The organism is Yoonia sp., assembly GCF_046498525.1.
GTDB lineage: Bacteria > Pseudomonadota > Alphaproteobacteria > Rhodobacterales > Rhodobacteraceae > Yoonia.
The window spans coordinates 1-14,167 of the sequence record NZ_JAWOAN010000222.1 but is presented as its reverse complement, the minus strand read 5'-3'; the positions used below and the strand labels follow the sequence as shown (position 1 = coordinate 14,167).

The 14,167-nt window shown below is 58.0% G+C and carries 13 protein-coding genes and 1 pseudogene; 6 read left to right on the top strand and 8 right to left on the bottom strand.

All coding sequences use genetic code 11. The features are described from left to right. Positions 1 to 98: 98 nt before the first annotated feature. Positions 99 to 1,601: an exodeoxyribonuclease VII large subunit gene (xseA, locus tag R6T97_RS13605; RefSeq protein ID WP_410349837.1), complete on the bottom strand. Its 1,503-nt coding sequence runs from the start codon at positions 1,599 to 1,601 to the stop codon at positions 99 to 101. Further along, a complete protein-coding gene (locus R6T97_RS13600; RefSeq protein WP_410349836.1) occupies positions 1,598 to 2,191 on the bottom strand; it encodes a glycine-rich domain-containing protein in 594 nt (197 codons plus the stop codon). Before R6T97_RS13600 ends, xseA begins: the two co-directional genes overlap by 4 nt. A 160-nt stretch (positions 2,192 to 2,351) precedes the next feature. On the opposite strand from R6T97_RS13600, the gene purD reads away from it, so the two are divergent. Then, a complete protein-coding gene (gene purD, locus R6T97_RS13595) occupies positions 2,352 to 3,614 on the top strand; it encodes a phosphoribosylamine--glycine ligase (protein WP_410349835.1) in 1,263 nt (420 codons plus the stop codon). Between the two features lie 71 nt (positions 3,615 to 3,685). On the opposite strand, the gene R6T97_RS13590 is transcribed toward purD, so the two are convergent. The 5 genes from R6T97_RS13590 to R6T97_RS13570 form a co-directional block, all read right to left on the bottom strand. After that, a complete protein-coding gene (locus R6T97_RS13590; RefSeq protein ID WP_410349834.1) occupies positions 3,686 to 4,192 on the bottom strand; it encodes a CarD family transcriptional regulator in 507 nt (168 codons plus the stop codon). Positions 4,193 to 4,403: 211 nt separating this feature from the next. After that, a complete protein-coding gene (gene fdxA / locus R6T97_RS13585) occupies positions 4,404 to 4,739 on the bottom strand; it encodes a ferredoxin FdxA (RefSeq protein ID WP_410349833.1) in 336 nt (111 codons plus the stop codon). Between the two features lie 149 nt (positions 4,740 to 4,888). Next, positions 4,889 to 5,260 (bottom strand): RNA-binding S4 domain-containing protein, encoded by a 372-nt coding sequence (locus R6T97_RS13580; protein ID WP_410349832.1) that lies wholly within the window; start codon positions 5,258 to 5,260, stop codon positions 4,889 to 4,891. Then, positions 5,257 to 7,965, bottom strand: a complete 2,709-nt coding sequence (locus R6T97_RS13575; protein ID WP_410349831.1) for a helicase-related protein — start codon at positions 7,963 to 7,965, stop codon at positions 5,257 to 5,259. The genes R6T97_RS13580 and R6T97_RS13575 overlap by 4 nt, the downstream gene beginning before the upstream one ends. 31 nt (positions 7,966 to 7,996) lie before the next feature. Continuing rightward, positions 7,997 to 8,551 carry a tetratricopeptide repeat protein gene (locus R6T97_RS13570; protein WP_410349830.1) on the bottom strand — a complete coding sequence of 185 codons (555 nt, stop codon included), beginning with the start codon at positions 8,549 to 8,551 and terminating at the stop codon, positions 7,997 to 7,999. Positions 8,552 to 8,629: 78 nt separating this feature from the next. Between R6T97_RS13570 and R6T97_RS13565 the strand changes: the two genes are divergently transcribed. Both R6T97_RS13565 and R6T97_RS13560 read left to right on the top strand, forming a co-directional pair. After that, positions 8,630 to 8,920, top strand: coding sequence for an SCP2 sterol-binding domain-containing protein (locus tag R6T97_RS13565; RefSeq protein ID WP_410349829.1), 291 nt, complete (start codon positions 8,630 to 8,632; stop codon positions 8,918 to 8,920). Then, positions 8,920 to 9,870, top strand: a complete 951-nt coding sequence (locus R6T97_RS13560; protein ID WP_410349828.1) for an alpha/beta hydrolase — start codon at positions 8,920 to 8,922, stop codon at positions 9,868 to 9,870. Before R6T97_RS13565 ends, R6T97_RS13560 begins: the two co-directional genes overlap by 1 nt. On the opposite strand, the gene R6T97_RS13555 is transcribed toward R6T97_RS13560, so the two are convergent. Next, entirely contained in the window at positions 9,867 to 11,081 is a 1,215-nt protein-coding gene (locus R6T97_RS13555; protein WP_410349827.1) for a threonine ammonia-lyase, read from the bottom strand. The two genes, R6T97_RS13560 and R6T97_RS13555, sit on opposite strands and share 4 nt — an antisense overlap. 106 nt (positions 11,082 to 11,187) lie before the next feature. Between R6T97_RS13555 and R6T97_RS13550 the strand changes: the two genes are divergently transcribed. From R6T97_RS13550 to R6T97_RS13540, 3 genes and pseudogenes are all read left to right on the top strand, one after another. Beyond that, entirely contained in the window at positions 11,188 to 12,201 is a 1,014-nt protein-coding gene (locus R6T97_RS13550; protein ID WP_410349826.1) for a ligase-associated DNA damage response exonuclease, read from the top strand. Continuing rightward, positions 12,198 to 13,787, top strand: a complete 1,590-nt coding sequence (locus R6T97_RS13545) for an ATP-dependent DNA ligase (RefSeq protein WP_410349825.1) — start codon at positions 12,198 to 12,200, stop codon at positions 13,785 to 13,787. The genes R6T97_RS13550 and R6T97_RS13545 overlap by 4 nt, the downstream gene beginning before the upstream one ends. A 63-nt stretch (positions 13,788 to 13,850) precedes the next feature. Further along, positions 13,851 to 14,167 (top strand): annotated as a pseudogene (locus R6T97_RS13540) (oligoendopeptidase F); the annotation flags it as partial.

Here is a 14,167-nt window from a genome sequence, read left to right as displayed (position 1 = left end):
CGGCATTTTTACCACGCGCCCCAATACAACGATCATCTACGAAGTACCGGACCGCGAAGACCCGTTGATTTGCAACGATCTATCATCCTGAGACTTCATCAAAGCAGCTTGCCCTGCATGCCCTTGCTCACGTTCAGACGACCATCTGCGAATTCAATCTCAAGAGCTTTCGCTTTCTGGGCAGCGCCTTTGGTCGTTACCACCGCCCCGTCGCCGCGCACAACGGCATAGCCGCGCTTGAGCGTCTCCACATAGCCCAGAGTTTCGCGCAAACGGTCAAGCGCCTCTAGTTGCGCCAAACGTTCCGACTGCTGACGCGATGCACGGTCAGAAAGGCGGCGCAGCACCACTGCCAGACGCTCGGACTGCCGCGCAATGCGATCCTGCAGCACCCGCCCGCGCAATCCGCGGCTTGTTTGTTCAAGTGCTGTCCGCCCGTCACGCGTCCTGCGGATCAGCGCAGGCTCAAGTCGCGCAGCAAAACCATCCAGGCGCCGCCGGTCCTCGGCCAACCGGCGCGACAGAATACCGGGACGCAATGCGGCCTCGCTCATCTGCAACCGCTTTTTGGCTGCCGCGCCCCTAAGCGCCGCTGGCAACCGCTCGCCGAGATAATCCAGCCGCTGGCGCGGCCCTTCGACCAATGCATCCACCTGCGGCAAAGCCCGCACGAGGTCGCGGACCCGTTGCTGCCTTTGGGTCAACCCTGTCGTCAAGGCGCGGCTCAGGCGGGCGCCTTGCTGATCTGCCCATGCCAGCAACTCCATGCGCACGGGCACGGCCAGTTCTGCCGCAGCCGTTGGTGTCGGCGCGCGCATGTCTGAAACGTAGTCGATCAGCGTCGTGTCCGTTTCGTGACCGACCGCCGAAATCAGCGGGATATCGGATGTCGCCGCTGCGCGCGCGACAATCTCTTCGTTAAAGCCCCACAGGTCCTCCAGCGAACCACCACCACGCGCCACGATCAGCAAATCGGGGCGCGGCAATGCACCACCCGGTGTCAGCTTGTTGAACCCTTCAATCGCAGCAGCCACCTCGGGTGCACATTTGGCACCTTGCACGGCAACCGGCCAGACCAGCACCTTGCGGGGGAAACGGTCACGCAGACGGTGCAGTATATCCCGAATGACAGCACCCGATGGCGACGTCACAACGCCGATAATTTCGGGCAGATATGGCAGGGGTTTCTTGCGCTCCGGCGCAAAGAGACCCTCGGCGGCCAAGGCCGCCTTGCGCTTTTCCAGCATCGCCATCAAAGCACCTGCACCAGCAGGCGCGATATCCTCGATCACCATCTGGTATTTCGATTGCCCCGGAAAGGTCGTCAGCTTTCCAGTTGCGATGACTTCCATGCCTTCTTCCGGCCGATGGGCCAAGCCCTGCGCGCGGCCCTTCCAGATCACACCAGCAAGCACGGCGCGATCATCCTTCAGATCCAGATAGATGTGCCCGGATGCAGGTCGGGAAACGCGCCCGACCTCGCCTCTGACGCGGACATGAGAGAAGCCCCCTTCAATGGCTTTCTTGACCGCTCCCGAAATTTCGGAAACCGAAAATTCGGGAGTGTTATCGACCGGGCCATCTTCAAATAAATCGTTCACGTCAGACCTTTCCTAGGCTGTGACCGCAACGGCAGAGATGAGAATTTCCATTTTAAAAACACAGTTGCCGTGAACAAAAGCGCGCCAAAACCGGCAAACCAGATCGAATTGAAGAGCAGTGACAGCATGATCGCAAGGATGCCACTGATCCAGAACAGGATGCGCGACATGCGCACGGTGGCCAAATCCGGGTCCGGCCAGAACTGCACTTGCGGACGCCCAAATTCTTCCGTGTAATAATCCAGTGTCCGCAGGTAATCCGGGTCATCCTGAAACGGCGGCAAATCACCTGGATGATGGATCGTACGACCAATCACGCGCAGGCAGAAATCTTCGAAATAGGCCTTTTTGTCCTCGGCATGCATCTGCCAGACCACATCGACGATCGGCGAAGGTGCCAGCGTTTCGCCCGTGCTTCCCACAAGAAATATGAAGCGGCGGTATTCTTCGACTAGAATGTAGCAGACATCGACCGAATGTCCGGTCTCTTCTTCCAGACGAGCCACGAGCGAACGTGTCAGCGGACGCTCATGAAAGCTGTAGCCTTCAAGCCGGTGCCAAAGCGGCCGGTCCTTTTTGGTCGGTTTCATACGTGCTGTTCGCTTGTCTGCTGCGTCCCCTAACCGAACAGTAGTATGATGCGCGGCATTGGCCAAGCACCCTATGCCAAAAACACGGATATTTGCGCGATACTTGTGGTTGCGTGGTGACCGCCTTAGAACCGGGCAAAATAGCCGGAAAGGGGCGCATATGAACATTCTCATCTTGGGCAGCGGCGGACGCGAACACAGCCTTGCTTGGGCGGTCAAACAGAACCCGAAATGCGACCGTCTGATCGTTGCACCCGGCAATGCCGGCATTGCGGCGATTGCGGAATGTGCGGACATCGACATCCTCGATGGTGGTGTCGTTGCAACCTTTGCCGCTGAAAACGCCATCGATTTCGTGATCATCGGGCCCGAAGCCCCACTTGCCGCCGGTGTCGCAGACCGGCTGCGCAGCGCCGGTCTGCTGGTCTTTGGCCCCAGCCAAGAGGCCGCGCAACTTGAAGCCTCCAAGTCCTTCACCAAGGCGATCTGCGATGCTGCCAACGCGCCGACGGCAGCCTATGCACACTTCACCAAAGCCGACGCTGCTCGCGCGTATATTCGCGAACAGGGTGCACCTATCGTGGTCAAGGCCGACGGGCTGGCCGCCGGAAAGGGCGTGATCGTCGCAATGACCGAGGAAGATGCGCTGGCCGCCATAGACGATATGTTCGACGGCAGTTTTGGCGAAGCAGGCGCAGAGGTCGTGGTTGAAGAGTTCATGGACGGCGAAGAAGCATCGTTCTTCGTGCTTTGCGACGGCAAGACCATTCTGCCCATCGGCACTGCACAAGACCACAAACGCGCCTATGACGGAGATACCGGCCCCAACACAGGGGGCATGGGCGCCTATTCCCCTGCCCCTGTCATGACCGACGAAATCACACGCAAGGCGCTGGATGAAATCATCCAGCCCACAATGGACGAAATGCGCAAACGCGGCACACCGTTTCAAGGTGTCCTGTTCTGCGGATTGATGATCCAGAACGGCCAGCCACGACTGGTGGAATATAACGTCCGCTTTGGCGATCCCGAATGCCAATGCCTGATGATGCGTTTGGGTGGACAAATCCTTGATCTGCTTCAAGCCTGCGCCGAAGAACGTCTGGACAAGATGCAGGTCAATTGGGCGGATGACCATGCGCTCACGATCGTCATGGCCGCCAAAGGCTATCCCGGCAATTATGCAAAAGGGACAGAGATCAAGGGTTTGGAAAGCCAACCTGAAGACAGTTTCCACATGGTTTTCCATGCAGGAACGCAGCAGGTCGGCGGACAGATCACGGCCTCCGGTGGCCGTGTGCTGAACATCACAGCGCGCGGCAACGATCTGGCAGAGGCACATGAAAAAGCCTACGCCATGGCGCAGGGCATTGATTGGGATGACGGTTTTTACCGCTCCGACATCGGGTGGCGCGCGCTTTAGGGCGCATCTTTACCGCCACGACAAAGGCCGCCCTCCAAGCGGAGCGCGGCCTTTCAAAAATCGAAACCTGCTCAGGCGGCGCGGCTGACCAGAACCGAGTCGATCTCGGCGGCGGCGGCATTCTCGTCATTGCCGGCCACGGCTGCGATCTCGCGTGTCAGACGCTCCAGCGCCGCTTCGTAAAGCTGGCGCTCGGAATAGCTCTGTTCGCGCTGATCGTCCTGACGGTGCAGGTCGCGGACAACCTCGGCTATGGCGATCAGGTCACCGGAATTGATTTTCTGTTCATATTCCTGCGCCCGGCGCGACCACATGGCCTTTTTCACCTTGGCCTTGCCCCGCAGTGTCTTCATTGCATGACCGACCACATCAGGGCTCGCCAATGCCCGCATGCCGACGTCTGTCGCCTTGTGCGTCGGAACCCGCAAGGTCATCTTGTCTTTTTCAAATGAGACGACAAACATCTCGAGTTCAAAGCCGGCAACCTCTTGTGTTTCAATCGAAACAATCTTGCCCACGCCATGCGCGGGGTAAACGACAAACTCGTTCGGTGTAAAATCGTATTTCTTCTTGCTCATGATCGTCCTTTCACGGCGATGCAAAATTTGCGGCCACAAAAAACCGCCGGGGGCAAAGAGCCTCCGCCGGGAAATGTCGACAGCAAATCTGGATCAACTTGTTCGCAGCATTGGACTTATCATATCACAAAAACCACATATCTGGAAGCGCCACATCCCAACACCATAGAACCATTAAAAAACAATAACTTAACCGTAAAGATCGGCCGAATCAGCCACCTTCGCCAGCAGCTTCGGAAAAGAGTTCCAACTTGCCTTCCTTGCCGTCCATTTCCTCGGCGGTGGGCAGCGGATCTTTCTTCGTGATGATCACAGGCCACATTTCGGAATACTTGCGATTGAATTCAACCCATTTTTCCATATCCGGCTCTGTATCGGGGCGGATCGCGTCAGCGGGGCATTCGGGTTCGCAAACACCGCAGTCGATACATTCGTCAGGGTGGATCACCAGCATGTTTTCACCCTCGTAAAAGCAGTCCACGGGGCAGACCTCGACGCAGTCGGTGTATTTGCAGGCGATGCAGTTGTCGTTGACGATATATGTCATAAGGCGCGGGTTCCGAAGTAGCTAACGCAGTCTAGCTAGAATAGACCGCCAAGGCATTCAAGGTCCAACAGACGCAGTGACGCAGGTAAGACCCGAAAACCCGAAAATCAGCCCCCGATCGCACTCAGAATGAATGTCGGAGCGCGGGGCTAGTCGATCCCCATATCACGCCGGTCTTTCTTCGTGGGGCGACCGCCCTTGTCATAGCGCGGGTTGGCGCCCTTCGCGGCAATGGCCCGTTCCTTCGGTGCAGGCGTCAGGTCCTCGTAAAGCTCTTGTGCCTCAGGTGCCGGCCCGCGTCGTGCGCCACAGGCCAGAATACGCACGACCTTTGTATCATCGGCTTGCACGAACGTCAGGACATTGCCCGGCCCCACAATGCGCGCAGGCTTGCTGACCGGCTGACTATCGACACGCACTTTACCGGCCGACACGACTCCGGCGGCCAGACTGCGCGATTTGAAAAAGCGCGCATGCCAAAGCCATTTATCCAGCCGGATGGTCGGACGGGAGTCGGTCAATCCTTCTTGAAGCCGGCCAAGGCGGCAGCAAAGGGGTTATCAGGGTCGATCTGTTTTTCTCGTTTGGGCTTGGCCTGATAGGTTTGTGGCTTGTTACCGCCAGCTTGAGGTTTGACTTTACCTTTTGGCTTGGCCTTGCCGCGTGACCGGTTGTCACTCTGCGGACGTGGGGCACGTTGGGCGCGGCTACCCCAAGTGAAGGTGTAAAATACCTCTGTTTCAGTACCGGACTCGGTTGTTGCGTCAGGCGTTTCCACCCGCGCATTATCCGTCGAAGCAATCGCCTCACCGGAGGTTTCCGCCACAGGATCGGCCACAGCCGCAACAGCTTTGAGCTTCTCACGCTCACCTTTCTCGGCCTTATAACCAAGACCGCTCATCAGATCCGCGAATTGCTCCAGTGTCATGCCCGTAATCGACAGCATATCGGGGTTTGCTTCAAACCCGCCACGGCTGTCTTTATCGCGCAGCATGTCGGCAAGGCGTTCCAACATATCGATCCGGATCGCACGTTCGCCAGCAGCGCGGTACCCGGCCATCGCATAATAACCCGGGACCGCATCCTTGGACGACAATACCGTGACCAGCCCGGGTGGCGGGCTTTCAGGAAATTCGCCCAGTTCTTTGTTCAGCGACCAAAGCACCAGTCGCAACCGCGTCGGCGCAGGTTTGAGCAAAAGTGGCATGAAAATCGTGAATTGGCCAAAACGGACACCATGCTTGCGCAGCGCACCACGCGCGTCCTGATCCAAGGCTTTCACGTCGTCAGCGACTTCGCCGCGCGGAATGATCCCAAACCCCTCGGCCATGCGGAATGCAAATCCCTTGGCAGAGCCCGTCAGCGTATCATCATTTTTCAGCGCGATGAGCGGTTCAAAGCCGGCGGCGATCTTGCGATCGATAAAATGTTGCAGGCGACGCTGCACCTTGGCTGCGACATCGGCTCCAGCTTCTTCGTCGACGAACGCCTCGACGCCGGGCTTGAATGGATCGTCGCCCTTCACCAGCTTGCCGACCGCCTGATCACCCCACATCAATCCGCCCTGTTCGGTAAAATCAATTTCGGGATCGGGTGCATTGTAGAACCTGTCAGCCAACAGGTTGAACTGCGGTGCCAACGCCTGCACGGATGCCTGTCGCAGTGTTTTCGCCTCATCGGGGCTGCCTGCCTTGTCCATCCGGAACCGGAAACCTGCCAACCGTCCGACAAATTCGCCTTCGACGGTTACTTCACCTTTATCGTTCACATCAGCCAAAAGGCTCTCCTTCTGTTTGAGCCGGCGAAGCAGAATACTGGTCCGCCGATCCACAAATCTTTGCGTCAGCGCGCCATGAAGCGCATCTGACAAACGATCTTCTACAGCGCGGGTCTCATCACGCCAATGAGAATCGTCAATCAACCAGCCGTTGCGTTGCGCAACGTAAGTCCACGTCCGGATATAAGCCAGCCTTTTAGACAACGTATCAATATCCCCATCCGTCCGGTCAATGCGCCGGACTTGCAAACCGAACCAATTGGCGGACACATGCCCAAGTTGATGCAGGTCGTTATAGATGTGAGTCAGCAGGCTGGCATGTTCGCCTTTGCTGATGCCCCGGAAATCGGGAATACGGCAGACATCCCACAGCAACTTGACCGAGGGCCCGTCGGTCGCGCGCGCCGCAACCTCACTATCCATCGCAAGTGCCTTGAGTGCGGCAAGATCATCGCTTTCGCGCACCCGCGTCAGCCAGAAATCATCCGTTCGCTCTTCGAGGGTCGCAATCAGGCGCTTGACCGAGCCGAATTGAAGCCTGCTATTGCGCCACTGCAGTTTCTTGACCGGCTGAAACCGGTGATCACAAATTGCCTGTGCGACACCTTCATCCAAAGGCGGCGCTTCGCCAGTGACGCCAAAGGTGCCGTTCTCGACATGGCGTCCTGCCCGACCCGCGACCTGCGCGAGTTCTTCAGGCTGCAGGTGCCGCATCCGGCGACCGTCAAACTTGGTGAGCGACGAAAATGCGACATGGCTGATGTCAAGGTTCAGCCCCATGCCGATGGCATCGGTCGCCACCAGATAATCCACGTCGCCGTTCTGGTACATCTCGACCTGCGCATTGCGTGTCCGCGGCGACAATGCACCCATGACGACGGCTGCACCGCCCTTTGTACGGCGCAAAAGCTCTGCGATCGCATATACATTTTCAACCGAAAACCCGACAATCGCGGACCGTGCAGGCATACGACTTATCTTTTTCGAACCTGTATATGTAAGTTGCGACATCCGCTCGCGGCGCATGAAGTACACGTCCGGCACAATGGCGGAAATCGCATCGCGCATCGTCTCTGCACCCAGAAACAGCGTTTCATGCAGGCCGCGCGCATTCAGCAACCGATCGGTAAAGACGTGCCCGCGTTCGGGATCATTGCAAAGCTGGATTTCGTCGATCGCCAGAAAATCGCAGCCCATTCCTTCGGGCATCGCCTCGACCGTACACACCCAATAAGCGGCACGCGGCGGCACGATCCGCTCCTCGCCAGTGATCAAGGCCACAACACCGGGTCCGCGCACCGCAACGATCCGATCATAGACTTCGCGCGCAAGCAAACGCAACGGCAAGCCGATAACACCTGTCCGATAAGACAGCATCCGTTCAATCGCATAGTGCGTCTTGCCAGTGTTCGTCGGCCCAAGCACAGCCGTGATCCGGGAGCCCGTCATATTCTTCCCCGAAACTTCGGAGGATCGACGCTTAAAGCGCCCGACCCTCTAGCTGCAATTTCAAACGGTCGACCGACCCCAGAGCTTCGGTCGAATTCGGATGCATCGTCAGGATCATCTCATAAAGCTCCAGCGCATCTTCCGGACGCTCCAGCTCTTCCATGATGATGGCCAGACCGCGAATCCCCTCGAAATGACGGGGGTTCAGGCTTAGCGCCTGACGAATGTCGTCCAATGCCGGCCCCGTCAGACCCATCAGGAAATATGACGACGCACGCCCGTAATAGCCTTCCGCAAAATTCGGCGCATGGTCGACCAAAGCGGTGAAATGCTCTGCCGCGACTTCGGGCGCACCGTCTTCCAGCGCGTCCTTGCCGCGTCGTAACAGCAGGTCCATCGCCGCGGACCCGCTCTTTTCCCACTGCGCTATGATCTGCCCTTCAATGCGGGCATAATTGTTTTCATCCGCCTCGGCGAGCTCTTGAAAAAGTTCATCCAACGTCGTTTGCTGCGCGTAAGCCGGAAACGAAATCCCGACTGCAAAGCAAAGTGCCGTAACGATACATTTGAAGCGATGTGTCTGCATACCCATAACGGTAATGTAGTGCACTGTGCGCGCAACACCAGAGGTCGCGCAGTCACATCAACGAATAGAGGATCAAAAATGACTGATGTTGTAACCGAAGCCGTCGCCGCCCTGAACGCGAAAATGGCTGGAGCAGGCTTTGACGGCACTGCGAAATTCACGATCGAAGACGAAGGCAGCATCATAATTGACAGCGATGGTGCGCGCGCAGGCGATGAAGACGCAGAGGTGACGCTGACTGCCACGACAGACGTCTTCAAAGCGATCCTTGATGGCGAGATGAACCCGACAACGGCTTTCATGACGGGCAAACTCACGGTTGACGGCGATATGGGACAAGCCATGAAGCTTTCCGGCGTTCTGTCATAATGATGCAGGCGGCCCCCTTTTTCGACGATATCGCACACGGTCCCGCCGGGGGGGTTGCGCATTGGCTGACCACGTCGGACGGGCTGCGCATCCGCGTTGGTCATTGGACCTTCGCCAAGGCCAAAGGCACTGTTCTGGTCTTTCCCGGGCGCACCGAATTCGTCGAAAAATACGGGCTCACGGCACAGGCGCTGCAGAATCGTGGATACGCGACCCTCGCCATCGACTGGCGCGGTCAGGGGCTAGCCGACCGGATGACCCAGAACCGGGCAGTCGGACATGTGCGCAAGTTTACCGATTATCAAAAAGATGTCGCGGCATCGTTGGCTTATGCCAAACAAGCCCAACTGCCACGCCCTTACTTCCTGATCGGACACTCGATGGGTGGCTGTATTGGTCTGCGCGCATTGATCGAAGGCTTGCAGGTCGACGCCGCCATGTTTTCGGCGCCAATGTGGGGGGTCCAGATGGAACGCGCCTTGCGGCCGGTGGCATGGGCACTGTCAGGCATCAGTACACCTTTGGGTTTTGACCAGTCTCTGACACCCGGCCAGACGGACGAAAGCTACGCGCTGCGCGAGACGTTCGCAGATAACGCGCTGACAAGTGACGCCGACATGTGGTCACTGTTCGGCCAACAGCTCCAAAAGCATCCTGATCTGGGCCTTGGAGGACCATCGTTGCGCTGGCTCAGCGCGTCATTGCGTGAGATGCGCAGGCTCAGCCGCATACCGTCGCCCAACTTACCCTGCATGACCTATCTGGGCACCGAAGAGACCATCGTTGACCCCTCTCGCATCCACGCACGTATGCAAGATTGGCCCAACGGAACCCTGCGGGTCATCGAAGGTGGCAAGCACGAGATGCTCATGGATACACCGGACTTGCGCAATATGATCTTCGACGAGACAGCGGCGTTTTTTGACACGCAGCTGGCTCAGGCCGCTTAACCCAAATCACTGTCGGCACGGACCTTGAAACCGGCGGCACGTAGCTGTCCGACCGTATCGACAACATGCTGCTTGTCACGCGCCTCGATCACGATCTCCAGCTCGGCCTGCTTGAGCGACACGCTCTGCATCATCCGTTGGTGAATGACCTCGATCACATTCGCCCCGGCCGCGCCGATGATCCGCGAAATATCAGACAGTTGGCCGGGTGTATCATCAATCTCGAATGTCAGGCGCGTGATCCGGCCATCGCGAACCAGCCCGCGCAGGATCAGTGTTGAAAGAAGGCGCGAATCGATATTACCGCCGCAGACGACCAATCCGACTTTCTTGCCGTGAAAATCCTTCGCATGCTTTTCAATGATCGCCAGCCCCGCGCCGGCGGCCCCTTCAGCCACGATCTTTTCATAGGACAAGAGGTCAAAAACGGCGGCTTCAATCTCGGCCTCGGTCGCGGTTTCAACGCGGTCCACATGGCTGGCGATCACCGCAAGGTTTGCAGCAGCCGGTTCCCGCACCGCGATCCCTTCGGCCAAGGTGGAACCGCCAAAGTTGGTTCCAACATCGTCAAAGTGCGCTTTCACAGCATCAAAATTTGCTGCCTGCGCGCCGATGATCTGTACGTCGGGTTTGACCGATTTCGCCGCAACTGCCATGCCTGCAATCAGACCGCCACCACCGATCGGAACAACGATCACATCCAGATCAGGTTCCTGCTCCAGCATTTCCAGCGCCACGGTGCCCTGCCCTGCGGCAACCACCGGATCATCGAAAGGATGCACAAAGGTCATTCCCTTCTCTGCTGCCATATCCAGCGTGAACTGCACGCTTTCGTCAAAGCCCTTGCCATGCAGCACGACTTCGGCCCCGAAATCCTTGGTCCGTTTCACTTTATTGAATGGCGTCCCCTCTGGCATCACGATCACCGCCGGAATTCCCAAACGGCTGGCATGATAGGCCAAACCCTGTGCGTGGTTGCCCGCACTGCACGCGATCACGCCAGCGGCGCATTCGGCGTCACTGAGTGTGAGTAGCTTGGCCAGCGCCCCCCGCGCCTTGAACGCGTTGGTGTGCTGCAGGTTTTCCAGTTTCAGATAAAGGTCGATGCCCAGATGCAGCGACAGGCGTGCCGCATGGACTGTTGGCGTCCGCATCGTCGCAGATTTGATAGCCGCATAGGTTTTTTCAATCAGCGCAGGATCAAGGGCCATGGGCCACCTCATTAAGTCTTGTTCACCCAAATCTGTTACACCCTAAGGCGGGCGAAACCTACCCCCCGGCCATTGGCCATGGCCTGTACCGCTCTATAGTTGATGCATGACTGACGTTCTGACATTCACTGACCGTGGCATCTATTGCCCTGCGGGCGATTTCTATATTGACCCGTGGAAGCCTGTTGACCGCGCACTGATCACCCACGGCCACAGTGATCATGCCCGCGCCGGCATGGGGCGATATATGGCGACCAAGGGGACCGCCCCCGTCATGCGCCACCGGCTGGGCGAGATCACTTTGGAAACCATGAACTTCGCCCAAGTCACCCGGATCGGAGATGCATGCGTGTCGTTTCACCCGGCAGGCCATGTCCCCGGTTCGGCGCAGATCAGAATAGAAGTCAAAGGCGAAGTCTGGGTCGTTTCCGGCGACTACAAGACCGTCGCAGATGGCCTTTCGGAGCCCTTTGAACCGGTGCGCTGCCACGCCTTCATCACAGAATGCACTTTCGGCCTGCCCATCTTCAAATGGACACCCCAAGATATCCTGACCCGGCAGATCAACGACTGGTGGGCAGCCAATGCGGCAGCGGGGCGCACGTCTATCATGGGGGCCTATGCCCTTGGCAAGGCCCAGCGGCTGCTGACCACCGTGAACCCCGACATCGGCCCGATCCTGACCCATGGCGCGATTGAAAACACAAACTCGGTGTTGCGCGGCCAAGGTTTCACCTTGCCCGAAACAACGCTGGTCACTCCCGATATCAGCCACAAGACACACCCCGGCGCGCTGGTTCTTGCCACACCCAGCGCGCTAGGTACCCCATGGGCGCGGCGGTTTGGCCCGGCGTCCACGGCCTTTGCCAGCGGCTGGATGGCCCTGCGGGGCGTGCGCCGCAGACGCGCGGCAGATCGCGGATTCATCGTATCCGATCATGCCGACTGGGAAGGGCTGAACGCTGCGATCAAGGCAACGGGTGCAACAAGGGTTTTTGCCACGCACGGCTATACGTCCGCCTTCCAGAAATGGCTGACCACCCAAGGCTACGACGCCCACATCATCAGCACGGATTATCAGGGCGAAGGGTTCGATGCGTCAGAGGAAGCTGAAGCATGAAAGACTTTGCCGCCCTTTTCACCCGCATCGACGAAAGCACCAAGACAACGGTCAAAACGGCAGCCTTGGCCGAGTATTTCCAGACGGCTACTCCCGAGGATCGCCTATGGACCATAGCGCTATTCACCGGACGCAGGCCCAAACGGACGATCACCGCCACCCGCCTGCGCGCGTGGGCAGCAGAGGTCGCAGGATTACCCGACTGGTTATTTGAGGAAAGCTATAGCATCGTCGGTGATCTGGCCGAAACGATCGCATTGGTTTTGCCTCCTGCGACGGAAGATCAAGATCAAACGCTGACCCACTGGCTTGAATATATTAAATCGCTTTCGTTATTGGAAGAAGACGCGCGAAAAGCTGGGATCTTGAGCGCATGGAACAGCCTGCCTGCCACTGAACGCTTCCTTTTCACAAAACTGCTCACCGGTGGTTTCCGCATCGGCGTCAGCGCCAAACTGATCACCCGCGCGCTGGCGCAGGCAACGGGACAGGCAGAACCGCAACTGACCCACAAGCTGATGGGCAACTGGACACCGGACACCACAACGTGGGACGCTCTGATCGAGGCCGAAGACCCCACCGCCGACCTGTCGCGCCCCTACCCGTTCTATCTGGCCTATCAGCTGGATAGGTTTCACGACCTAGGGCCGCCCACCGACTGGAGCGCCGAACGCAAATGGGACGGGATCCGTGGGCAATTGATCGTGCGGGGCGGCGAACACCACCTATGGTCGCGCGGCGAAGACCTGATGACCGACCGCTTTCCAGAGTTCGCCCAACTGCGTGATTACCTGACCGATGGCACGGTGATTGATGGCGAAGTGCTGGCATTCATGGACGAAAGACCGCTGTCCTTCAATACGCTTCAAAAGCGGATCGGGCGCAAGACAGTGCCCAAGAAACTGCTGACCGAGGCACCCGTGATCCTGATGGCCTATGATCTTCTGGAGCATGAAGGACGTGACATCCGCGAAACGCCGTTGGAAGAACGACGCGCGGCCCTACATTTGTTGATCTCTGCCGTCCCCGAAACCGCACCAATACGCCTTTCAGCGTCTATCCCGTTCGAAACGTGGGAAGACCTCGGCGCCGCACGTGACCAATCGCGCGACCTGAACGCCGAAGGTCTAATGCTGAAGCGGCTGGACAGCCCGTACCTTGCGGGACGCAAACGCGGAGACTGGTGGAAATGGAAAATCGATCCGCTGACTATTGATGCTGTGATGATTTATGCCCAAGCTGGTCACGGACGGCGCGCCAATCTTTTCACCGATTACACATTCGCCGTGCGCAACGGCAATGACCTTATACCGTTTACCAAGGCCTACTCTGGTCTTACCGACAAGGAATTCCGCGAGATCACTGCATGGGTCCGCAAGAATACCCTCCAGCGCTTTGGTCCGGTCAGGCAAGTGCCGCCCGAGCATGTCTTTGAAATCGCTTTTGAAGGCATTCAAGCCAGCCCGCGCCACAAATCCGGTGTCGCCTTGCGCTTTCCGCGCATGCTGCGCTGGCGGCGCGACAAACCGGTGGTCGAGGCCAACACGCTCGATGATCTCAAAGAGATGTTGGCGACCTACGGCTGATGGGCTTTTCACTTTTTCAAACAGTGCCTATGTATCTAACAAGACATAATGAAAGGTTTTCCCATGCAATTCCCCCAGCCCGTTTTCGACGCCAACACAACCGGTGGAAAGGACCTTGGAAATCTGCCCGAATGGGACCTGAGCGATCTTTACCCTGCCACCGACAGCCCCGAACTGGGACGGGATATGGCGTGGCTGGAGAAGGAATGTGCCGCCTTTGCCACCGATTACGAAGGCAAGCTGTCACAGTTGGATGCCGCCGGCCTGCTTGAGGCTGTGCAACGCTATGAGCAGATCGACGTGATCGCAGGGCGGATCATGTCCTTTGCCGGGTTGCGCTATTACCAGTGCACAACTGACAGCGACCGCGCCAAATTCAT